The following is a 21,051-nucleotide window of genomic DNA, read 5'->3' on the forward strand; positions in this document are numbered from 1 at the left end:
TCGCCGTCGAAGAGTCCCGCGACCAAAACGCCCTATAGAACAGGCTAGTACTGAGCTGCGGAGATAACTTTCGTTACTTCGAACTTCGTTGTGATTCGGTGTCTTTCCGCACGCCCGCGACGGGACCTCGACGCCCGAGAACACTGCCGAACCTCGGCCGACGAATGCCCCTAACATTCCTGCGGCCAGACCTAGACGGACGTCTAGTCTGCTTTCGGCGGTCGGGGGGCCGGAGTAACTCTTCGCACACACTGGAGTCTCCGATGCACAATTTGGCAGTTTCGGAAGTGGACGACGCCGCTGCCCGACGGGAACGGTCGCGCCCGCGGCGCCTGAACCACGTTTTCGAGGATGCTTGCGACCGAACACCTTTCGCGTGGGCGCTCGAATGCGGCGAAACCGAGTTCACGTATGCCGAGCTGGACGCGAGTGCCAACAGGCTCGCCCATCTGTTGATCGATCACGGCATCGGAGTAGGTGCTCGGATCGCCCTTCTGCTCGAGCGGTCGCCGGCGACGTACATCGCGCTGCTCGCCTCGCTCAAGTCGGGCGCCACGTTCGTTCCTGTCGACCCGGGCGCCCCGCCGGATCGGATCGACTACATCATTTCCGACGCAGACGTCGATCTGGTGCTCACGTCGTCCTCCTTCGCGAACGCTCTCTCCGCGCTCGGCCGGCCCCGTCTCGAACTCGACACCCTTTCCGACAGTTGCCGCCGCTATCCGTCGTCCCGCCCGGTGCTCGACGTCCCCGCCGATCTCGACCCGGTGTGTTACGTGATCTACACCTCCGGATCCACCGGAAAACCCAAGGGCGTCGCGGTTGCCCAGTCGAGCATCTGCAACTTCCTCGACGTCGTTCCGGAAATCTACGACGTACAACCCACCGACCGCGTCTACCAGGGGATGACGATCTCCTTCGACTTCTCCATCGAGGAGATCTGGCCGACGTGGGCGCGCGGTGCCACACTCGTGGCCGGCCCGACCGGGTCCGGACGACTGGGCGCCGATCTCGCCGATTTTCTCGAAGAGCGCCGCGTCACCAAGCTGTACTGCGTGCCGACCCTCCTCGCCACGATCCCCCGTGACCTTCCGCAGCTACGAACCATTCTCGTCGGCGGTGAGGCATGTCCGGGTGAGCTCGTCGAGCGGTGGTCGCGCCCGGGCCGGCGGATCCTCAACACCTACGGGCCCACCGAGGCCACGGTCACCGCAACCTGGGGCGAGCTGCTACCGGGGCGACTCGTCACCATCGGACGACCGCTGCCGACCTACTCGGTGGTGATCCTCGACGAGCATCGCGTTCCGGTCCCGGACGGGGAGATCGGTGAAATCTGCATCGGCGGACCCGGTGTCGCGCGCGGATACGTGGGCAGGCCCGAGCAGACGGCGGAGCGTTTCATCGTCCACCCGAGCGGCGGTGACGGAAAGCTCTACCGCACAGGAGATCTCGGCCGAATTGTCGAAGACGGTGAAATCGAGTACTTGGGACGGGCGGACAGCGAGATCAAGATCCGAGGCCATCGGGTGGACCTCGGGGAGATCGAGAGCGTCCTGCTCGAGGATCCCGAAGTCGCCACGGGCGTCGTGTCTCTCGTGGACGTCGCCGGCACAGGCGAGCTGGCCGCCTACGTCTCCTTGCGTACCGGATCGCATCGGCCCGCGCGCGCCGGAGTGGACGGCGAATCCGTGCTCGTCGACCGTCTTCTCGACGCCCTCCACCGACGGCTACCCCACTACATGATCCCGGCCTATCTCGACATCGTCGACGAGCTGCCGACCATGCCCAGCGGCAAAGTGGACCGGACCAGGCTGCCGGCACCCGGACGGCGCCGGAGTCTGCACCACGGCGGGCCCGTGGTCGCGCCGGCGACCGATCGCGAGAGCCGAGTACGCGCCGTGTGCGCCGACGTCCTGGGAGTGGACGCGACCACACTGTCCGTGGAGTCCGACTTCTTCACGGAGTTGGGAGGGCACTCCCTGGCGGCGGCCAAACTCGTCTCCACACTGCGCGAGAGCGAGATTCGCGAGATCGGGCTCCGCGATGTGTATGCCCACCCGACGGTGCGTGCGCTCGCAGCCCGGCTCGACACCGTCGACGGCGCTCGTCGAGCATCCCCGCCCCGCGCCGAGGCACTCGGGCACGACGACGTTCCTGTCCGCCGGGCCGGGACGGTGCAAGCGAGCGCGTTGTTGTTTCTGCTCCTCGTCGTGACGCTTCCGGTGTCTGTCGTCTACAGCATTCACGGAGGTCGGCCGTCGTTCGTGGTTCTCCGCGATCTGTTGGTCGCGACGGTTCCCACCTATCTGGGTGTTCGATGGGTTCTGCCGGTGCTACTGGTCCGGCCCCTCTCGCGCGGCATCCGCCCCGGTCGCTATCCGCTGTGGGGAACGACGTATCTGAGGTTGTGGGCGGTGGACCGGTTGCTGGCCCTGTCGCCGAGTCCGGTGCTCGCCGGGTCGCCGATCATGGCCCCGTTCCTGCGCGCACTCGGGGCGAGGGTGGGCCGGGACACCGAGATCTGCACCGGCACGATCCCGCTGCCGGCTCTGGTCCGGATCGGCGACCGCGTCTCGGTCGGCTACAACACCGACCTGCGAGCGTGGCGGGTCGAGGCCGGCTGGGTGATCGTCGGCGAAGTCGTCATCGAGGACGGCGCGTTCGTCGGTTCCGACAGCGTGCTCGAACCGGGGGCCCACATCGAGGTCGGCGCCATGCTCGCCGACCAGTCCGTGGTCGACGCCGACCGAACGCTACCCGCCCGCAGCCGGTATGCGGGATCTCCGTCTCGGCCCGTCGCCGCACTGAGCCCCGCTGTCGAAGCGATGGCCGCGGCACCACCGCCCCGATCGTGGTCGGCGCGCCTGTACGCGCTGTCGGTACTCGGCCTGGCCTCCCTCGAAGCGGCTGCCATCGCCGCCCTGTTCCCCAGTCTGATTCTGGTCTGGTACGTGCTTCTCACGTACGGCATGGTGTGGGCATTCATCGCAACGCTGGCATCCGGACCGCTCTACGTGCTCAGTGTGTGTGCCGTGGTGGCGGCCGGGAAACGAGTTCTGTTGCCCGACCCGCCCACCGGAACCCACAGTGCCCGTTCTACGCTGGGAATCCGTAAGTGGTTGGCCGACAAGCTGTTTCTCATGAGTCTGACCTACACCGGTTCTCTGTACGCGACGCTCTACACGGGGCCCTGGTTGCGTCTGCTCGGCGCCCGGGTCGGCCGCGGTGCCGAAGTGTCCACTGCCGCTCACATCGACCCGGACCTGCTCACGATCGGCGACGGGAGTTTCGTCGCGGACATGGCGAGCGTCGGCGGATCGTCGTTCTGCAACGGCTGGTTCACCCTCGACCACACCGTGGTCGGTGAGCGCGCATTCATCGGTAACGCGGCGCACGTTCCGGCCGGCGCCCGGACCGGAGACCGGTCGCTCGTCGGGGTCCTGACCGTTCCGCACGCCGATGGTGTCCCGGCCGATTCCTCCTGGCTCGGCTCACCTGCCATCCACCTGCCGGTGCGCCAGGACAGCGGAACCTACGACGAGTCGCAGACTTTCGCTCCCCCTCGGCAGGTTCTCGCGCACCGCTGGTTCATCGAGTTCTTCCGCGCGACCTTGCCGGCGACGTTGATCGGAGTCAGCTTGTTCTTCTACCTGCTGACGCTCTCGTTGACCGCGCGATCCCAGGGCCTGGCGGTGACGGTCCTGGTTGCGCCGCTGTTCGCTCTCGTCACCGCGCTCGGCGTCGTCCTGTTCGCCGCCGCGCTCAAACGCAACATCGTGGGGGTCTACCGCCCGCGCGTGGAACCGCTGTGGGCACGGTTCGTCCGGCGAGCGGAATTCGCGACCGGCATCTACGAAGCGGCCGCGGTCCCGGTACTGCTCGACCAGCTCAGAGGGACGCCATTTCTGCCACTCGCTCTGCGTGGCTTCGGTGCCGACATCGGCAAGCGGGTTTGGATGGACACCACCTATCTGACCGAGTTCGACCTCGTACATATCGGCGACGATGCCGCCGTCGGCGCGAACGCGTCCCTGCAGACGCATCTGTTCGAGGACCGCGTGATGAAGATGTCGACCGTCACCGTCGCATCGGGTGCGACGGTCGGAACCCGCGCGATCGTGCTCTACGACGCGACGGTCGGCCGTGACGCCACCCTCGGCACGCTGTCGCTCCTGATGAAGGGCGAGACGTTGCCGGACGAGACCCGCTGGAGCGGGATCCCTGCCGAGGCACTCCGATGAGGGGGGCGGATCGTCCACTCGCGCTCGTCTATCGCGGACGGGCGACGTTGCCGGGCTGCGCCGAATCCGTGGCCGAACTCCTGCGGCGCAGCCGGTGGAACTTCGATGTCCGGTATGTCGGCCCACGCGAACGTCTTCCGCTCACCGTCGACGTACTCGCCGGGGCCGCGCTCTACGCACAGCCGGGTGGCGGGACGCTGCGCCCCGCGTGGCGCCGGATGCGTCCGTATGACGAGGCACTTCGCGACTTCGTCGCCGCCGGCGGCCGGTACCTCGGCTTCTGCCTCGGCGGCTACCTCGCCGGCGCCACTCCCGGTTTCGACCTGCTCCCCGGTGACACCGACCGCTACATCAGCTCGAAGGCCGCCACCGTACACTCCGCTCGCCCCACCGTGGTGGCAGTCGATTGGCGACACCGCCGGCGCCACATGTACTTCCAGGACGGAGCTGTCTTCCGGGTGGATCGATACGCGCCCGGACTCGACGTCATCGCCACCTATCCCAACGGGGAGATCGCGGCCCTGGCAACCGACTACGGAAACGGGCGGGTCGCCGCCGTCGGACCGCACCCGGAGGCCGATCGCGACTGGTTTGCGGACGCCGACTTGTCTCGACCTGCCGACGACACCCGCGACGCGGGGCTGGAACTAGTGGATGCGGTGATGATCCGACATGAGCGCTGACATGGACAACGTCGACACGTCCACCCCGACCGGACCGCCAATCGTCCGGAGGGTCGACAGAAGTGAGCGACTGACCGCGATCGACGCGGTACGCGGGCTCGCGGTGTTCGGCATGATCGCGGTGCACTCCCTCCCCGCCTACGACGAAACCACCGGCGAGCCGACGTGGACGTACAGCCTGGCAGCCGGACGCGCATCGGCCGTCTTCGCAGTCCTGGCCGGAGTCGGTATTGCGTTCCTGTCCCGGCGGCGGCGCCAGACTCGCGGCGTCGAGGCGCGATCGATCGCCTGGGCGCTGGCCGCGCGCGCTGTCACGATCGCAGCGATCGGACTCGCGCTCGGTTTCACCGACAGCACGTACGGCGTCGTCATCCTCGTCGCGTACGGCGCGATGTTCTTCCTCGCAATACCGTTGATCTATCTGAGCACCCGGGTTCTCGCGGTGGTCACCGTGGTGCTGACGGTGGGCACTCCCCTCCTCAGCCAGGTGCTGCGACCGGCACTGCCGCAGCGCTTCGACGCCCAGTTGTCGTTCGGTCTCCTGTGGGACGATCCCGCGCGGTTCCTCTCCGACGTCATGTTCACCGGTGAATTCCCGGCACTGGTGTGGACGAGCTACGTGTGCCTCGGCCTCCTGGTCGGGCGACTCTCGCTGACCTCACTGCGCACCGCCGTCACACTGGCCGCGGCCGGACTGTCGATGATGGTGTCGGCGATGCTGGCGTCGAAGGCGATCCTGGGGCCGGTCGGTGGCCGGACGCGACTCGAGTGGGTCATGGCTCCCGATCCGAACCGAACCGTCGACGAGTTCCTCACCTTCGGCGCCGACGGCACCGTACCCACGAACTCCTGGTGGTGGCTCGGCCTTTCGGCCCCACACACCGGAACCCCGCTGGACCTCCTGGCGACCATGGGCAGCGCCCTGCTCGTCCTCGGCGGGTGCCTCGCGCTGACGCACGTGACCCGGCCGTTCTGGTCCACCGTCGTCCGCACAATTCTCGCCCCGCTGGCGGCGGTGGGCAGCATGTCGCTCACGGTCTACGTCGGCCACATCCTCTTCGTGAACTCGGACTTCGACCATTACGGCCCGACGGAGGGTTACGTCCGTCAAGCGGTGGTCATCGTCCTGCTGGCACTGGCGTGGCGCGCCACCGCAGGTCGGGGTCCCCTCGAGGGCCTCGTCCGGGCCGTGACGACGCGGGTCCGAGCGAACGTGATCGCGAGGGGGCACCCATGAGCGCCCCCGTCAGGAGACGGCGTTCCCGGAGCGGCTGAACGTGAGGTCGCCCAGGTCGGCCTCGGCAACCTCGAACGGCATCCGCAACACGGTGGCGGTCGCCCACCCGTCATGGAGGAGTACGGCGTCGCTGTCGCCGGAACTGTCGATTTCCACCTTCCGAAACGTCACGGTCACCGCACGCGACTCGTCCCCGTTCTCCTCGACGTCGCCGATCTCGGCCTGCACTGCACCGAACTCCGCCAGCGGGGCAGCACGCAATCCGAGCAGGCCGTCGATCGGGACATCCGGGATGTTCACGTTGAGCACCCTCCCGGGCGCTGCGTGCTCGACGGCCCATCGAACTGCGTGCGACGCGACGGCCTCCGCCGTCTCCCAGTCGGACGGTGAGGGCTGGTCGAGCGACAGCGCCACGCCGCGGGCGCCGTGCGCGGCCGCGGTCAGAACGGCGCCGACCGTTCCGGAGTGGAGGATCGCATGCCCCGTGTTGGGTCCGAGATTGATGCCGGACAACACGAGGTCCGGCGCCGGGCCGAAAGCCCCGTGCGCTGCGACGAAGGCGATCATCGCGGGTGAGGCTTCCACCGCGAGCACCTCCACCCCGGGCAGGTCCGGCATGGTCCGGCGCGAGAGCATGAGCTTTCCGTCGTCCTCGAGAGCGGACAACGACGCACTCGCACCGCTGCGCTCCACATGCGGCGCGGCCACCTGCACCTCGAGACCGGCGGCGACCGCGACGCGGGCCAGAACTGCGAGGCCCGGACTGTCGATTCCGTCGTCGTTGACGATGAGTGCCCTCATGCCCCGTCCCTCCGCAGACGACGTACCTGTACGTTCTCGACCATCCGCTCGACGGCCTGCCGCTGGCCGGTCGCCAGCCCGCGCCGGGTCACATTCACCGCTCCCGACGCTGCGCCGAGTCGCAGCGCATCCTCGATCGGTTTGCCCGCCGCATGGGCGGCCGCCAGACCGGCCGTCATGGAGTCGCCGGCGCCGCGATGGTCGACCGGCTTCACGGGCGGCGCCTCCACTTCCCAGACCTCGCCCTGGTGCAGTGCGATGGCAGGGTCCGCGGCACGGGAGATCACGACGGACCCGGCACCCTCCTCGTGGAGGGACTTCATCGCCTCGATCAGATCGTCCAGATCCTCGGACGCGGCGCGCCCGCATTCGATGAGGTCCTCGTGGCTCACCTTGAGCAGCGACACCCCGCCTTCGAGCGCGGCGGTGAGGGTAGCTCCCGAGAGATCCGCGACGACAGGGATCTTCAGTGCCGACAGATCGGAACACAGTCGGGTGTAGAGCTCGACGGGCACTGCCTCGTCGCAGTGCGGACCGCCGAGGATCGCCACATCGGCCGCCATGCCCGCAGCGAGGGAAGCGCTGAACAGATCGTCGGTCTCGTGGCGCGTGAGGGTCGGTGGTGGGACGTCCACGACCACTTCGCGCTCACCCGCGCGGCGGTCGTGAATGTACGAACCGTTGTCTCGCGCGGTGGCGACCGGGTGCACCGTGAGACCTTCGCGGCGGATCAGGTCCACGAGAATGCCGCCCGGTTCGCCCCCGAAAGGTCCGCACAGGTGGACGTCCATGCCGAGAATCGCGGCCATCCGACCGATCCAGAACCCCTGTCCACCGGGATGTACATGTAACTCGTTGCCCCCGTTGGGGGCCGCCTCGACGGTGACGGTGAGGAGTGGCGACGGCGCGAAGACGAACGCATTGGTGCCCGCACCCTCGTCGGAAGCGTGATCGTCGGTGTCTGAATCCATGTCGGTCAGGTACCCAGCCGGGCCTCGCCTTACACGCGCTCACCGGCCACGGGTGCCGCTTCGGGCGAGCGACGGGACTCGTGCGCGTAACGGCGGGCGGAATTGCCCGCGCCGACAACGGCTCTCACCGGGACGGCGCGGGCGCCTTTCCGCCTAGTCCTGGATTGCTCGCTCCGTCTCACTCGCGCGCACGTACACGGTCTCGCCCGCCCGCAACCCGAGCGCCTCGGCGTCGCTGCGCGTGATCTGGGCGGACAGCTCCTGGGCACCGGTCTTGGGTTGCAGCTCGACACGGACCTCGAAACCGAGGTGCACGACGCGGGAGACGGTGGCCGCGAACGACTGCGGCAGCTGGGCACGATCGAGCCGCAGATCGTGCGGGCGCACCAGTTGGCCGTTGAGCCGGGCGACCGGGCCGAGGAACGACATCACGAAGTCGTTGGCCGGGGTGTCGTACAGCTCCTGCGGGGTGCCGACCTGCTCGATCCGCCCCTTGTTGAGGACCGCGATCCGGTCGGCGACGTCGAGCGCCTCCTCCTGATCGTGCGTGACCAGAACCGTCGTCACGTGCACCTCGTCGTGGAGGCGCCGCAGCCACGTGCGCAGGTCGTCGCGAACCTTCGCGTCGAGCGCACCGAACGGCTCGTCGAGCAGCAACACCTGCGGGTCCACCGCCAGTGCGCGAGCCAGTGCCATGCGCTGACGCTGGCCGCCCGAGAGCTGCGCCGGGTACCGGTGCTGGAAGCCGTCGAGCCCGACGATGCCGAGCAGTTCGTCGACCTTGCGGGCGATCTCGGCCTTGGGACGCTTGCGGATCTTGAGCCCGAACGCGACGTTGTCGCGCACGGTCATGTGCTTGAAAGCCGCGTAGTGCTGGAAGACGAAGCCGATGTCGCGCTTCTGCGGCGGCACCCCGGTGACGTCCTTGCCGCCGATGGTGATGGTGCCGGAGTCGGGCTGTTCCAGGCCGGCGATCGAGCGCAGCAGCGTCGACTTGCCCGACCCACTCGGCCCCAGCAGCGCGGTGAGCGAGCCCGACGGGATGTCCAGGGTGACGTCGTCGAGTGCCGCGAAGTCGCCGTAGTTCTTGCGTGCCCCGGTCACGGTGATCATGTCGTGCTCCTCTTACGGTCGAGCAGAGTCATCAGCAGGAGGGTCAGCACCGCGATCGACATCAGCAGTGTCGCTGCGGCGTAGGCCCCGAAGGTGTTGTGGTCGTCGATGTATCGGGAGTGCACGAGCAGAGTCAGGGTCTGCGACTGTCCGGGGATGCCGGACGAGACCATGATGACGGCGCCGAACTCGCCGAGCGCGCGGGCGACCGTGAGGACGATGCCGTAGGTCAGACCCCACCGGATCGCCGGCAGCGTGACCCGCGAGAACGTCTGCCATTTCGACGCGCCCAGGGTCGCCGCCGCCTGTTCCTGTTCCTCGCCGATCTCGTGGAGTACCGGCTCGACCTCACGGACCACGAACGGCAGGGTCACGAAGATCGTGGCGATGACCATGCCGGGTAATCCGAAGATCACCTTGAACCCGGTCGATTCGATACCACCGAACCAGCCGTTCGCTCCCCACAGGAGGATGAGCGAGACGCCGACGACGATGGGCGAGACCGCGAACGGAAGATCGACCACCGACTGGAGCAGGCCGCGTCCGGGGAAGCGGCCCCGTACGAGTGCCAGTGCCGTGACGACGCCGAAGACGACGTTGATCGGCACCGTGATCGCGACGATGAGCAGCGACAGGTTGAGCGCCGAGATCGCCGCAGGAGTGCTGATCGCGTGGTAGAAGTCCACGATTCCGTGCTCGAACGTGCGGTACAGGATCACTCCGATCGGTACCAGCAGCAGCACGAACAGGTAGCCGAGGACGACGGTGCGCAGACTGATCCGCGCCCAGGGTGAGATCTTCACTGCGACTGCTCCTCTCGGCGCTGGTTCCGGGCCGCGAACAGGCGCAGCACGAACAACGTCACGAACGCGATCACCAGCAACGCCACCGACACCGCGGCCGCACTGACCGGGCGATCGATCTCGATCTGCTGCTGGATGTACTGCGAGGCCACCTGCGTCTCGCGCGGGATGTTGCCGCCGATCAGCACCACCGACCCGTACTCACCGATCGCGCGGGCGAAGGCCAGTCCGGCGCCGCTGATGATCGCGGGGGTGAGCGTCGGCAGCACCACGCGACGGAAGATCGTCCAGTTGCCGGCGCCCAGCGACGCCGCGGCCTGTTCGACCTCCCGGTCGGCCTCGATCAGCACCGGCTGCACCGACCGGACCACGAACGGCAGCGTCACGAACGCCAGCGCCACCACCAGTCCGGGCTGGGTTGCGTTGAGGTGCACGTCGATCGGGCTCTGCGGGCCGTACAGCGACAGCAGCACGATGCTCGCGACGATCGTGGGCAGCGCGAAGGGAAGGTCGATGAGCGAGCTCACGATCCGCTTGCCGGGGAACTCGTCCCGCACCAGCACCCACGCGATCAGCGTGCCCATCACCACGTTGATCAGCGCGACGATCGCCGAGACCACGATCGTCACGCGCAGCGCGGCGAGCGCACCGGGCGCGGTGACGGCGTTCCAGAACCCCGACCAACCGTCCTCGAACGAGGTCACCGTCAGGGCCGCCAACGGCAGCAGGACGATGATGCTGAGCCACAGGGCCGCGATCCCGATTCCCAACGGGCCGACGGCGCCGGTGACGGCGAGTCGCCGCCGGAATCCGCCCCGCGACTTCCGGGGAGGCGGGATGCGATCGGTCGGCGTCGTCGCCGAGGTCGTCACTGTCGTCGTCATGTCGTCGCGTTCTCGTAGATGGCGGCGATCCGGCCCGAGTCCTGCTCGAACAGATCCTGGTCGACCGTGTCCCAGCCGCCGAGGTCGGCGACGGTCCACAGCTGCTGCGGCGGAGGGAAGTCCGCCGCGAACTCCTGCATGACGGCGGCGTCGACCGGCCGGAACCCGGCCTCGGCCCACGCCCGTTGCGCGGCCGGGGTGTACAGGAAGTCACGGAAGGTGACCGCGGTGGCGGCGTTCCGTCCGGTGGAGACGACGGCGACCGGGTTCTCCACCTTGAAGGTCACCGGCGGCGTCACGTGCTCCACCGGATCACCCTTGCGCTCGGTGAACAGCGCCTCGTTCTCGTAGCTCAGCAGCACGTCGCCGGTGCCCTGCAGGAACATCTCCGTCGCCTCGCGACCGGACTTCGGCTGCACCTTCACGTGCTCGCCCACGAGCTTGCCCAGATAGTCCAGGCCCGCCTGCGGATTCTTGCCGCCCTCGCTCTCGGCGGCGTACGGCGCCAGGAGGTTCCACTTCGCCGAGCCCGAACTGAACGGGTTGGGCGTGACCACCTCGACGCCCGGACGGAGCAGATCGTCCCAGTCACGGATGTTCTTCGGGTTGCCTTCCCGCACGACGAGCGTCACCACCGATCCGAAGGGGACGCCGCCGTAGGAGTCCTCGTTCCACCCGGCGTCCACCAGCCCCGCCTCGACCAGTCGCGTGATCTCCGGTTCCACCGAGAAACTGACGAGGTCGGCCTGCGCACCGTCCTGCACCTTGCGAGACTGGTCGCCCGAGGCGCCGTAAGACGGGTTGAACCGCACGCCGGCGCCCTCCTCGGTCTCCCCGAACGCGGCCGTCACCTTGTCGTAGCCGGGCTTGGGCACCCCGTAGGCGAACAGGTTGATCGTGCCCCCGCTGCCGTCCGGTCCCCCACCGGCGCCGCCCATGACGTCACTCGAGCCACCGCTGCACCCGGCCACGAGGAAGACCCCGACCGCGGCACACGCGGTCAGGAGCGAGCGGGACCGATGATTCATACGGGTTCACCTTCCTACGGCGACGGCGCTGGCAGAAGTGCTCGCGCGAAATCGACCGAACCAAGCGGTCGGTCTGTGAAGCTCGGGAGTGGAGAGGCGTTCGCGAAGCACGTCGCTGCGACGGGCAGGAGGTGGGGAGGCGTTCGAGGAACGCGGAAAGCTATCGGGGCGCGAACACCGAGACAGGTGTCAACAACAGTCGATGTCCGCGACTGCGAGTCGACCGACAGCAATCAACGCCAGTTCATGGCGGACCTCGTGCGCGGTGACTACAGACACGCGGCAGACTTTAGCAGAGCACCGAGCCGCGTCCGAATTGCTCGACCAGTGGTCGAGACGGCCGACGTGAACGGCCGAGCGGACGGGTCAGCGGGTGAAGAACCAGGCGATGACGACCAGGACGATCAGCGCGATCAGCGCCAAGGTCACGCGTGAGCGCGGCATCAGGACCCCTCCAGCTCGGTGTGTACGTCCGACCGAACACCGGCATCGACCGATTCGGCGCGACCGACCGCCGCGAACACCGCCGAGAGCACGCGATCGAGAAGCCAGGCGATGCCGAAGCAGACGGGGATCATCACCGCGAGCACCAGGACGACCTGGGGAATGAACGGCAGGCCGGCAATCCACAGCTCGGTGCCGTCCCACCAGTTCGCGAGTTGATCCACCCGACCACCCTAGCCGTTGACACAGCAGTGACCGAACACGGCGCACGTCCGCCGCATCCGGTCACCGCCCCCCGGGTCACGCCCGGGTGCCGCTACTTCGTCGCGTTCTCGTAGATGACCGCGATGCTGCCCGTTCCCTGCTTGAACAGCTCGGCGTCGACCCGCGGCCAGCCACCGAGGTCGGCGATGGTCCACAGCCGCTGCGGCTGCGGGAAGTCCGCCGCGAACTCCGCGGCGACGGCCGGGTCGACCGGACGGAATCCGGCCTCGGCCCAGAGCCGCTGCGCCTCCGGCGTGTACAGGTAGTCCCGGAACGCCGTGGCCTGTTCGATGTTCGGGCTGTTCGAGATCACCGCGACCGGGTTCTCGATCTTGAAGGTGCTCGGCGGCGTGACGTGCTCCACCGGGTCACCGCCCCGTTCGGTGAACAGCGCCTCGTTCTCGTAGCTCAGCAGGACGTCGCCGGTGCCCTGCAGGAACGTCTCGGTGGCCTCCCGACCGGACTTGGGCTGCACCTTCACGTGCTCACCGACGAGCTTGTTCAGGTAATCCAGTCCGGCCTGCGGGTTCTTGCCGCCCTCGCTCTCGGCGGCGTACGGCGCCAGAAGGTTCCACTTCGCGGAACCGGAGCTGAACGGGTTGGGCGTGACCACCTCGACACCCGGCTGCAGCAGGTCGTCCCAGTCCTGGATGTTCTTGGGATTGCCCTCGCGCACCACGATCGTCACGACGGAGCCGAAGGGTATTCCCTTGTAGGCGTCGCTGTTCCAGTTCTCGTCGACGAGCCCGGCGTCGACCAGGCGGGTGATGTCGGGCTCGACGGAGAAGTTCACGAAGTCGGCCTGGGCCCCGTCCTTGACCTTGCGCGACTGGTCACCGGAGGCGCCGTAGGACGGATTGAACCGCACCCCCTTGCCCTCCTTCGTCGCCGCGAAGCCCGCGGTGACCTTGTCGAATCCGGGCTTGGGCACCGCGTACGCGAACAGGTTGATCGTGCCACCGCTGCCGTCGGCGACGGTCTCGCCGCCACCGGCGACGTCACTCGAACCGCCGCTGCACGCGGTGAGCGCGACGGCTCCGAGCGCGACGAGTGCGGTCAGGAACGAACGGGGATGCCTCATCAGATTGCCTTCCTACAGGCTCACAGGTGTAGTGGGACGAACAGCCGTCGGGCGACGCGGGCCGGACCGACGAACTCGAAGAGCGAAGCGGGAGCGCGAACGACGACACCCGAGCAGAGACCGCGTTCGACACGACCCGCCCGCGCGGCACCCCGGGCACACGGCCGGGAACGCACGCGACGACGAGTGCGGCGCGACGGGATCTACGCGGAGGCGAACGCCGAGACCCGCGTCAGCAACAGTGAATGTCGGCAACCGCAAGACCACCGACGGCAATCAACGCCAGTTCATGGCGGATGCGGTGGGCGGTGACGGCGGACACGTCGCAGACCATAGCAGACGCTCCACCCGCCCCGATCCGGCCCGTGCGGGGCGGGCGGCTCGGTGAACTGTGGACGGCGACGGGCACTCGGTCGATGATGAGGGGATGACGTTGCAGGCCGAACAGTCCGTCACCACACCGATGGGCGATTCCGACGAAACCGCACCCGAGCATCGGAGCGTGTTCCCCCCGATCGACGACTACGCGTTCCTCTCGGACTGCGAGGTGAACTGCCTGATCGCGCGCAACGGTGCGGTGGAGTGGATGTGCCTGCCACGGCCGGACTCGCCCAGCGTCTTCGGGGCCATCCTCGATCGCAGCGCCGGTCATTTCCGGATCGGGCCGTACGGACAGAACGTGCCCGCCGCGCGCCGCTACCTGCCCGGCGGGTTGATCCTCGAGACCACGTGGCAGACGCAGACCGGATGGCTCATCGTGCGCGACGCTCTCGTCATGGGCCGGTGGCACGCCAACGAGCAGCGCTCCCCCACCCGGCGCCGCACCCCCTCCGACTGGGACGCCGAGCACATCCTGCTCCGCACCGTGAAGTGCGTGAGCGGAACGGTCGAACTGGAGATGAGCTGCGAGCCCGCGTTCGACTACCACCGCGCGCCGGCCCGGTGGGAATACACGGGCAAGGTGTACGAGGAGGCGACGGCGACGTGCCGCACCGCGGCGCCCGGCGAGCACCCGACGTTGCGGCTCACGTCGAACCTGCGTCTCGGGCTCGAGGGGCGCGAGGCTCGCGCCCGTACCCGGATGGTGGAGGGCGACAACGCGTTCGTGGCCCTGTCGTGGTCGGACGTACCGGCGCCGCGGACCTTCGAGGAGGCCTCCGACCGGATGTGGCAGACCACCGAGTGTTGGCGGCAATGGGTGACGATCGGACGGTTCCCCGACCACCCGTGGCGGGGTCATCTGCAGCGCAGCGCGCTGACACTCAAGGGCCTGACCTATGCGCCGACCGGCGCGCTGCTGGCCGCGCCCACCACGTCACTACCGGAAACCCCCGGCGGCGAACGCAATTGGGACTACCGCTACGCGTGGGTCCGGGATTCGACCTTCGCGCTGTGGGGTCTGTACACCCTCGGGCTCGACCGGGAGGCCAACGACTTCTTCTCGTTCATCTTCGACTCGTCGCAGTCCGACAACGGCGACCCGACGTCGCTGCAGGTGATGTACGGCGTCGGCGGCGAACACACGCTGGTCGAGGAGGAACTGACACATCTCAAGGGCTACGACGGCGCCCGCCCGGTCCGGATCGGGAACGGCGCCTACAACCAGAACCAGCACGACATCTGGGGCACCATGCTCGATTCGGTGTACCTGCATGTGCGTTCACGGGACCAGGTCCCGGAGACGCTGTGGCCGCTGCTCAAACGTCAGGTCGAGGAGGTCCTCGCCCATTGGCGCGAACCCGACCGCGGCATCTGGGAAGTGCGCGGTGAGCCGCAGCACTTCACGTCGTCGAAGATCATGTGCTGGGTGGCGCTCGACCGAGGTGCGCGCCTGGCCGCGCTGCACGGTGAGAAGGGCTACGCCGCGCAGTGGTCCCGGGCCGCCGACGAGGTCAAGGCCGACGTCCTCGAGCACGGCGTGGACGAGCGTGGGGTCTTCACTCAGCGCTACGGGCACCCGTCGCTCGACGCGTCCCTGCTGCTGGCCCCGCTGCTCCGGTTCCTGCCCGCCGACGATCCGCGCATCCGGGCCACCGTGTCGGCCATCGCCGACGAGCTCACCGAGGACGGGCTCGTCCTCCGTTACCGGGTCGAATCCACCGACGACGGGCTGTCCGGCAAGGAGGGCACCTTCACGATCTGCTCCTTTTGGCTGGTGTCGGCGCTCGTCGAGATCGGCGAACTCGAGCGTGCGAAGCAGCTGTGCGAGCGGCTGCTCGCGTTCGCCAGCCCCCTCAAGCTGTACGCCGAGGAGATCGATCCCAAGACCGGCCGGCACCTGGGCAACTTCCCGCAGGCGTTCACCCACCTGGCGTTGATCAACGCAGTGGTACACGTGATCCGCGCCGAGGAAGCGGGCGACACGGGCACCTTCCAGCCCGCGCACGGTCCCGCCTGACGGGCCGGCGCCGCGGCGGCCACACCGGCGGCATCCAAGGATTCGTCCCGACGGCCGCCAAGCGGCCGGGCGCACGGTGGCGTGCGGTGCGAACACGTCGCACCCCCGCCGACTCCAGAGGAGCGCCCATGCCTGTCGAGAGAGTTTCCGCGAGCGCGGCCACCCGCCGCGCGACCCTGACCGTGGTGTGTGTGACCACCGCGATGTTGATGCTCGACATCGCGGTGGTCAACACCGCGCTTCCGTCGATCGCGTCGGACCTCGACACCGGCGTGAGTGGGCTCCAGTGGGTGGTCGACGCCTACACCCTGGCGCTGGCGACCGCGGTCCTCACTGCCGGTTCCTGGGCGGACCGGCGAGGCCGCCGCCACGTGTTCGTGATCGGGATCCTGCTGTTCACCGCCGCCTCGCTGGGCTGCACGCTGGCGCCGAACATCTGGATCCTCGACCTCGCCCGCACCGCACAGGGATTCGGCGCCGCCGTGCTGTTCGCCTGCTCGCTGGCGCTGCTCGCAGACGTCTTCGAGAAGGGCCCGGCGCGCGCCGGCGCGCTGGCGGCCTACGGCGCCACCATCGGCGGGGCCTTCGCGATCGGCCCGCTCGTCGGCGGCGTGCTGACCGAGTTCGCGCACTGGCGCGCGATCTTCCTGATCAACGTCCCCATCGGATTGCTCGCGCTGGCCGTCACCGTCCGGTGGGTACCGGAATCCCGAGACCCGCATCCGCGACGCACCGACGTGGTCGGCCAGATCCTGGTCTGCATCGGGTTGGGTGCGCTGGTGTTCGGGTTGTTGCGGGGCAACGAGACCGAGTGGAGCGCGCCGGCGACGGTCGGCGCGCTCGTCGTCGGCGTGATCGCGCTGCTCGGGTTCGTCGGATACGAGCTGCGCACCCGGGAACCGATGCTGCCGCCGCAGTTGCTGAGGAACCGGGCGTTCGCGGGTGCGCAGATCGCGGCGTTCGCGATCTCGGCGTCGCTGTTCGCGGTGTTCGTCTACACCACCATCTACCTGCAGTCCGTCCTGCACCTGTCGCCCGTCGAGGCCGGCCTGGTGTACCTGCCCGCGACGATCGCGATGTTCGTCGTCGCGGGCGCCACCGCGAAACTCGACGGGCGCGTCCCCGCGTCGGTCACGTTGACCTGCTCGTTGATGCTCGTGGCGGCCGGCCTCGGGATGATGACCGTCGTGGACGTGGCCAGTTCCCGGTACGCGATCCTTCCCGGTTTCGTCGTCGCCCTGGTGGGGGCCGGGGTGTTCAACCCGGTGATGAGTGGACTGGTGCTGGGTGAGAGCACCGCCGACCATGTCGGACTCGCCGCGGGAATCAACGATGCGTTCCGTCAGACCGGGATCGCGGTCGGTGTGGCCGGCCTGGGCGCGTTCCTGCCGGCACAGTCGATGCTGGCGGGCGGCTCGCCCGCGGAATTCGTGACGGGGTTGCACCAGGCGTTGACGGTCGCCGCGCTCATCGCCGCACTGGGCGCGCTGGTGTGTGCGGCGATGCTGCCCGCGCGTCGCGTCCGGCGGGCCGCCACCGCCAGTCGGGACCCCGGCGTGCCTGCCCTTTCGTGACCGTTTGCGTCTCCTCCCGGCCCGCCGATCCCTACACTCGACCCGTTCGGACGTGGGCGTCGGCAGGTGCGAGGAGTGCACGCATGATCTATCGGCTGCTCGGACCGCTCGAGGTGGCCGGATCCGACTCCGACCGCCCGCTTCTCGACCTGGGTCCGCGGAAACAACGCACGGTCCTGGCGGTTCTGCTCCTGGCTCGCGGCCGGGTGGTGTCGACGGCCCGGCTGATCGACGCCCTCTGGGGAGACGACGCCCCTGCCAGCGCCCTGGCCGGCCTCCAGGCCTACGTCTCCAACCTGCGCCGGGTGCTGCGCAGCGGCCCCGGCGCCACTTCGCCGATCGTGCGGCAACCGCCGGGCTACGTGCTCGACGTCTCCTCCGACGAGGTGGACCTGACCGCGTTCCTGGCCGACGCCGAGGATGCACGGTGCCTCACCGAGAAACACGAGTGGGAACCCGCCCTGGAGACGGCGGACCGCGCGCTGGCCTCGGTGCGCGGGCCACTGCTCGAGGACCTCGGCGACCAGCCGTGGATTCGGTTGGAGGCAGCCGGTTTCGACGAGGTGCGGACCGCCTGCCGGGAGACCCGCATCACCGCGCTGCTCGCGCTGGGGCGGATCTCCCCGGCGCTGGTGGAGGCCGCCCAACTCAGCAGCGAGTTCCCGTACCGGGACCGAACCTGCTGGCTCCGGATGCTCGCGTTGCACCGCGCCGGCAGGTCGTCCGAGGCACTGGACCAGTTCCAGGCGCACGCCGTCCGGCTCGACACCGAACTGGGCCTCGTCCCCGGCGCGGAACTGCAGAACCTGCAGGGCGCGATCCTCCGGCACGACCCCGGTCTGGCCGCATGGCCGCGTACACCCGGATGGACGGGGGCCGAACAGGTTCCGCTTCCTGCCACCCCGTCCACGTCTCCGCGTCCCTCCGACACCGGTCCGCAGGATTCGGCCGCCGCGAGCAGGCCGGCCCGCCCGTTCGTCGGACGCGGCAACGAGACGGCCACGATCGACCGCATGCTCGACGACGTCCTCGCCGGTTCCACGCGATGGCTCGCGCTCACCGGGCCGGCCGGGATCGGCAAGACCCGCGTCGCGGAGGAGTGCGCAGCCCGCACGACCGCGGTGGGTGGAACGGCGGTGTGGGCGCGGTGCCCGGAGGACGACGGGACACCGGCCTGGTGGCCGATCCGCCGGCTGGTGCGCGAACTCGGCGGCGACGCCGACGCGGTGCTGATCCCCCCGACCGGCGTCGATCCCGACGAGGCCCGGTTCGCGGTGTACGAGCGGGTCCGGGACGTGATCGAGACGGCGTCCGCGGACACGCCGGTGCTGACGGTCGTCGTCGACGACATCCAGTGGGCCGATCCGACGTCGTTGCGATGTCTCGCGTATCTGGCCGGGGCGCTACGGCAGCGGCCGGTGTGGTTCGTGCTGACCCTGCGCGACACCGGGTCGGGAACGGTCGTCGGCACCCTCGTCGACGCCGTGCTCCGTGGCGACGGCAACCGGCACGTCGTGGTCCCGCCGCTGGCGTCGGACGAGGTCGCGGAACTGGCTCGCCACGTCTGCGGTGAACACCTCGGACCGGCCGAGGTCCGACTCCTGTCGGATCGGACCGGCGGCAACCCGCTGTTCGTCTCCGAGTACGCGCGGCTGCCCCGCGACGAACGCCTCGGTGACGGCATCCCCCTGGCCGTACGGTCGGTCCTCGGGCGCCGGCTCGCTGCGGTGGATGCGGATGTGTTGCACGTGCTTCGCGTCGCGGCCGTCCTCGGTGACGCGATCGAGGTCGGTCTCCTCGCGGCGGCGACCGGCCTCGACGTGGACACGCTCGCCGATCGTCTCGACGCCGCGGCCGACGAGCGCATCCTCGTCGCCGCGCCCGGCTCCGGTGGTTACGTCTTCGCCCACGGACTGCTGCGGCACGAGGTGCTCCAGGCGATACCGCCGGTGCGCCGTCAGCGCGTGCACGCGCGTGTCGCCGACATCCTGACCGAGTCCGCCGACACCGACCGTGCGAGTCGGCGCGCCCACCACCTGCGTGCCGCAGTGCCCCTGGTCGATCCGCAGGTCGCGCTCGACGCCTGCGTCCTCGCGGCCCGGGAGGCGACGGAGCGGTGGAGCTCGGAGACCGCTGCGCACTGGTGGGAGGTCGCCGTCGAGACGTTCGATCTGCTGCCGGCGTCGGCGCGCTCGGCCGACGACCGGGACGATCTGGTGGTGGCCCGGGTGGAGGCGTTGGCCCGCGCGGGTCGTGGGCAGACCGTTCTCGACGTCGTCGACGCCGGTCTGCTCGACGCCGTCCGCGAGGGACGCACGTCCGGTGCGGGGAGGCTGGCGGCGGCGCTGCTGCGGGCCGCGGGCGCGTGGCCGTGGGTGTCGTACGGCCGGGATCCCGGCCCGCTGCTCGAACGCCTCGGGGCGCTCGAACCGTTCGTGGCGTCCGACCCCGTCGCGCACGCCCGGGTCCTCGCCGCCCTGGCCGTCGGGTCGTGCTATCACCCCGACTCCGCGGTTCCCGACGACATGAGCCGCCGGGCCGTCGAACTCGCTCGCGCGCAGAATGATCCGGACGTGATCGCCGACGCGCTGCTGGGCCGTCTCCTGCTCTTCTCGGGAGTGGCGCGCCGCAGCCGCGAGTCGCTCGACCTCGCGGCCGAGCTGTTGCGCCTGCCGCACCAGCAGTCGCGGGTCGACGACGTCATCGTGCACGCCGTCGCCAGCATGACGCAGATGAACCTCGCCGACACCGCGTCCGCCGCCGCGCACGTGCGGCGGGGCATCGTCGGCTGCGACCTGCTGCGGCTACCGGTGCTGCGCGTCCAACTCCGCTGGATGGAGGGCACGCTCGCCGAGTGGCGCGGCGAGCTCCGACAGGCCGCCCACCACTACGCCACGGCGGCGCAGATCCATCTGCAGACCGAGCTGTACACCGCGGGCAGCGCCGACCTCGCGCAGAACACCGTGAAGTGGGAGCAGGGCGTGTTGGCCGACAGCACACCGGGGTTCGTCGAGCCGCGGGCGTGGACGATCGCGATCGCAGCGGCGCGGGGTGACCGGCAGGCCGCGATCGACGGTCTCGAGCGGTGGATGGCCGATCCCGGCCCGGACGTGTGGACCACGCTCGGACACCGGACGCTGCTCGCGCACGTGATCGCCGACCTGGCGCTCGTCGAGTACGCCCGGCCCTTGGGTGATCTCCTGGCCCCGTTCAGCGACCGCATCGCGACCGTGGGGCAGGTCGGGGTCGTCGGTACCGTCGCCGAGGCGTCCGCGCGTCTGCACGCGCTGCTCGGGCGCGCCGATCGGGCGACGGCCCTGCTGGACGAGGCCGAGCGGATCGCGGCCCGGACGTCGGGAACACCGAGTTTGCTGCGCTGCAGGCTGTTCCGCGCGCAACTCGCGCCCGCCTCCGACGCACGCACCAGCGAGCTCGTGGCCGTCGCGGACGAGGCCGAGCGCCGCGGCATGCACGGGCTCGCTGCACAGGCGCGGTCCCTGCTCGGCTGATCCGGCCGTCGGCTTGGCGA

Annotated in this window: 16 protein-coding genes; 6 read left to right on the forward strand and 10 right to left on the reverse strand. The window is 69.3% G+C overall.

Annotation, left to right across the window (positions count from 1 at the left end; genetic code table 11):
- Positions 1–272 precede the first annotated feature (272 nt).
- Genes E7742_RS10550 through E7742_RS10560 form a run of 3 tightly spaced genes read left to right on the forward strand, consistent with a single transcriptional unit; the run spans position 273 to position 6,161 of the window.
- A complete protein-coding gene (locus E7742_RS10550; RefSeq protein WP_254699235.1) occupies positions 273–4,241 on the forward strand; it encodes a Pls/PosA family non-ribosomal peptide synthetase in 3,969 nt (1,322 codons plus the stop codon).
- Positions 4,238–4,924 (forward strand): BPL-N domain-containing protein, encoded by a 687-nt coding sequence (locus tag E7742_RS10555; RefSeq protein WP_137798910.1) that lies wholly within the window; start codon positions 4,238–4,240, stop codon positions 4,922–4,924. The genes E7742_RS10550 and E7742_RS10555 overlap by 4 nt, the downstream gene beginning before the upstream one ends.
- Positions 4,914–6,161 (forward strand): heparan-alpha-glucosaminide N-acetyltransferase domain-containing protein, encoded by a 1,248-nt coding sequence (locus tag E7742_RS10560; RefSeq protein WP_137798911.1) that lies wholly within the window; start codon positions 4,914–4,916, stop codon positions 6,159–6,161. The genes E7742_RS10555 and E7742_RS10560 overlap by 11 nt, the downstream gene beginning before the upstream one ends.
- A gap of 9 nt (positions 6,162–6,170) precedes the next feature.
- On the opposite strand, the gene surE is transcribed toward E7742_RS10560, so the two are convergent.
- The 10 genes from surE to E7742_RS23755 all read right to left on the reverse strand — a co-directional run bounded on the left by surE (position 6,171) and on the right by E7742_RS23755 (position 13,872).
- The gene (gene surE, locus E7742_RS10565) at positions 6,171–6,962 is read right to left on the reverse strand and encodes a 5'/3'-nucleotidase SurE (protein WP_137798912.1); all 792 of its coding nucleotides are present in this window, start codon (positions 6,960–6,962) and stop codon (positions 6,171–6,173) included.
- On the reverse strand, positions 6,959–7,933 hold the full coding sequence (locus E7742_RS10570; protein WP_137798913.1) for a 1-phosphofructokinase family hexose kinase: 975 nt from the start codon (positions 7,931–7,933) through the stop codon (positions 6,959–6,961). The genes surE and E7742_RS10570 overlap by 4 nt, the downstream gene beginning before the upstream one ends.
- A gap of 153 nt (positions 7,934–8,086) precedes the next feature.
- Positions 8,087–9,046 carry a sulfate/molybdate ABC transporter ATP-binding protein gene (locus E7742_RS10575; protein ID WP_137798914.1) on the reverse strand — a complete coding sequence of 320 codons (960 nt, stop codon included), beginning with the start codon at positions 9,044–9,046 and terminating at the stop codon, positions 8,087–8,089.
- Entirely contained in the window at positions 9,043–9,849 is an 807-nt protein-coding gene (gene cysW, locus E7742_RS10580; protein WP_137798915.1) for a sulfate ABC transporter permease subunit CysW, read from the reverse strand. The genes E7742_RS10575 and cysW overlap by 4 nt, the downstream gene beginning before the upstream one ends.
- The gene (gene cysT, locus E7742_RS10585) at positions 9,846–10,733 is read right to left on the reverse strand and encodes a sulfate ABC transporter permease subunit CysT (RefSeq protein ID WP_137798916.1); all 888 of its coding nucleotides are present in this window, start codon (positions 10,731–10,733) and stop codon (positions 9,846–9,848) included. Before cysT ends, cysW begins: the two co-directional genes overlap by 4 nt.
- On the reverse strand, positions 10,730–11,761 hold the full coding sequence (locus E7742_RS10590) for an extracellular solute-binding protein (RefSeq protein ID WP_137798917.1): 1,032 nt from the start codon (positions 11,759–11,761) through the stop codon (positions 10,730–10,732). The genes cysT and E7742_RS10590 overlap by 4 nt, the downstream gene beginning before the upstream one ends.
- 189 nt (positions 11,762–11,950) lie before the next feature.
- Positions 11,951–12,040, reverse strand: coding sequence for an Ms4533A family Cys-rich leader peptide (locus tag E7742_RS23750; RefSeq protein WP_368076963.1), 90 nt, complete (start codon positions 12,038–12,040; stop codon positions 11,951–11,953).
- A 164-nt stretch (positions 12,041–12,204) separates the two neighbouring features.
- Entirely contained in the window at positions 12,205–12,429 is a 225-nt protein-coding gene (locus E7742_RS10600; RefSeq protein ID WP_137798919.1) for a hypothetical protein, read from the reverse strand.
- A gap of 92 nt (positions 12,430–12,521) precedes the next feature.
- Positions 12,522–13,550 (reverse strand): sulfate ABC transporter substrate-binding protein, encoded by a 1,029-nt coding sequence (locus E7742_RS10605; protein ID WP_137798920.1) that lies wholly within the window; start codon positions 13,548–13,550, stop codon positions 12,522–12,524.
- Positions 13,551–13,782: 232 nt separating this feature from the next.
- Positions 13,783–13,872 carry an Ms4533A family Cys-rich leader peptide gene (locus E7742_RS23755; RefSeq protein ID WP_368076964.1) on the reverse strand — a complete coding sequence of 30 codons (90 nt, stop codon included), beginning with the start codon at positions 13,870–13,872 and terminating at the stop codon, positions 13,783–13,785.
- A 141-nt stretch (positions 13,873–14,013) separates the two neighbouring features.
- Between E7742_RS23755 and E7742_RS10610 the strand changes: the two genes are divergently transcribed.
- The 3 genes from E7742_RS10610 (at position 14,014) to E7742_RS10620 (ending at position 21,031) form a co-directional block, all read left to right on the forward strand.
- Positions 14,014–15,948: a glycoside hydrolase family 15 protein gene (locus tag E7742_RS10610; RefSeq protein WP_254699305.1), complete on the forward strand. Its 1,935-nt coding sequence runs from the start codon at positions 14,014–14,016 to the stop codon at positions 15,946–15,948.
- Positions 15,949–16,076: 128 nt separating this feature from the next.
- The gene (locus E7742_RS10615) at positions 16,077–17,522 is read left to right on the forward strand and encodes an MFS transporter (RefSeq protein WP_137798922.1); all 1,446 of its coding nucleotides are present in this window, start codon (positions 16,077–16,079) and stop codon (positions 17,520–17,522) included.
- 83 nt (positions 17,523–17,605) lie between these two features.
- The gene (locus E7742_RS10620; protein ID WP_175420462.1) at positions 17,606–21,031 is read left to right on the forward strand and encodes a BTAD domain-containing putative transcriptional regulator; all 3,426 of its coding nucleotides are present in this window, start codon (positions 17,606–17,608) and stop codon (positions 21,029–21,031) included.
- Positions 21,032–21,051 lie beyond the last annotated feature (20 nt).

It is taken from the genome of Rhodococcus sp. SGAir0479 (assembly GCF_005484805.1).
In the GTDB taxonomy this organism is placed as follows: domain Bacteria; phylum Actinomycetota; class Actinomycetes; order Mycobacteriales; family Mycobacteriaceae; genus Prescottella.

Bases quoted from the DNA above. Each gene is read 5' to 3' on its own strand.
- E7742_RS10555 (WP_137798910.1), top strand. From the start codon at position 4,238: ATGAGGGGGGCGGATCGTCCACTCGCGCTCGTCTATCGCGGACGGGCG.
- E7742_RS10560 (WP_137798911.1), top strand. From the start codon at position 4,914: ATGAGCGCTGACATGGACAACGTCGACACGTCCACCCCGACCGGACCG.
- surE (WP_137798912.1), bottom strand. From the start codon at position 6,962: ATGAGGGCACTCATCGTCAACGACGACGGAATCGACAGTCCGGGCCTC.
- E7742_RS10570 (WP_137798913.1), bottom strand. From the start codon at position 7,933: ATGGATTCAGACACCGACGATCACGCTTCCGACGAGGGTGCGGGCACC.
- E7742_RS10575 (WP_137798914.1), bottom strand. From the start codon at position 9,046: ATGATCACCGTGACCGGGGCACGCAAGAACTACGGCGACTTCGCGGCA.
- cysT (WP_137798916.1), bottom strand. From the start codon at position 10,733: ATGACGACGACAGTGACGACCTCGGCGACGACGCCGACCGATCGCATC.
- E7742_RS10590 (WP_137798917.1), bottom strand. From the start codon at position 11,761: ATGAATCATCGGTCCCGCTCGCTCCTGACCGCGTGTGCCGCGGTCGGG.
- E7742_RS10605 (WP_137798920.1), bottom strand. From the start codon at position 13,550: ATGAGGCATCCCCGTTCGTTCCTGACCGCACTCGTCGCGCTCGGAGCC.
- E7742_RS10610 (WP_254699305.1), top strand. From the start codon at position 14,014: ATGGGCGATTCCGACGAAACCGCACCCGAGCATCGGAGCGTGTTCCCC.
- E7742_RS10615 (WP_137798922.1), top strand. From the start codon at position 16,077: ATGCCTGTCGAGAGAGTTTCCGCGAGCGCGGCCACCCGCCGCGCGACC.
- E7742_RS10620 (WP_175420462.1), top strand. From the start codon at position 17,606: ATGATCTATCGGCTGCTCGGACCGCTCGAGGTGGCCGGATCCGACTCC.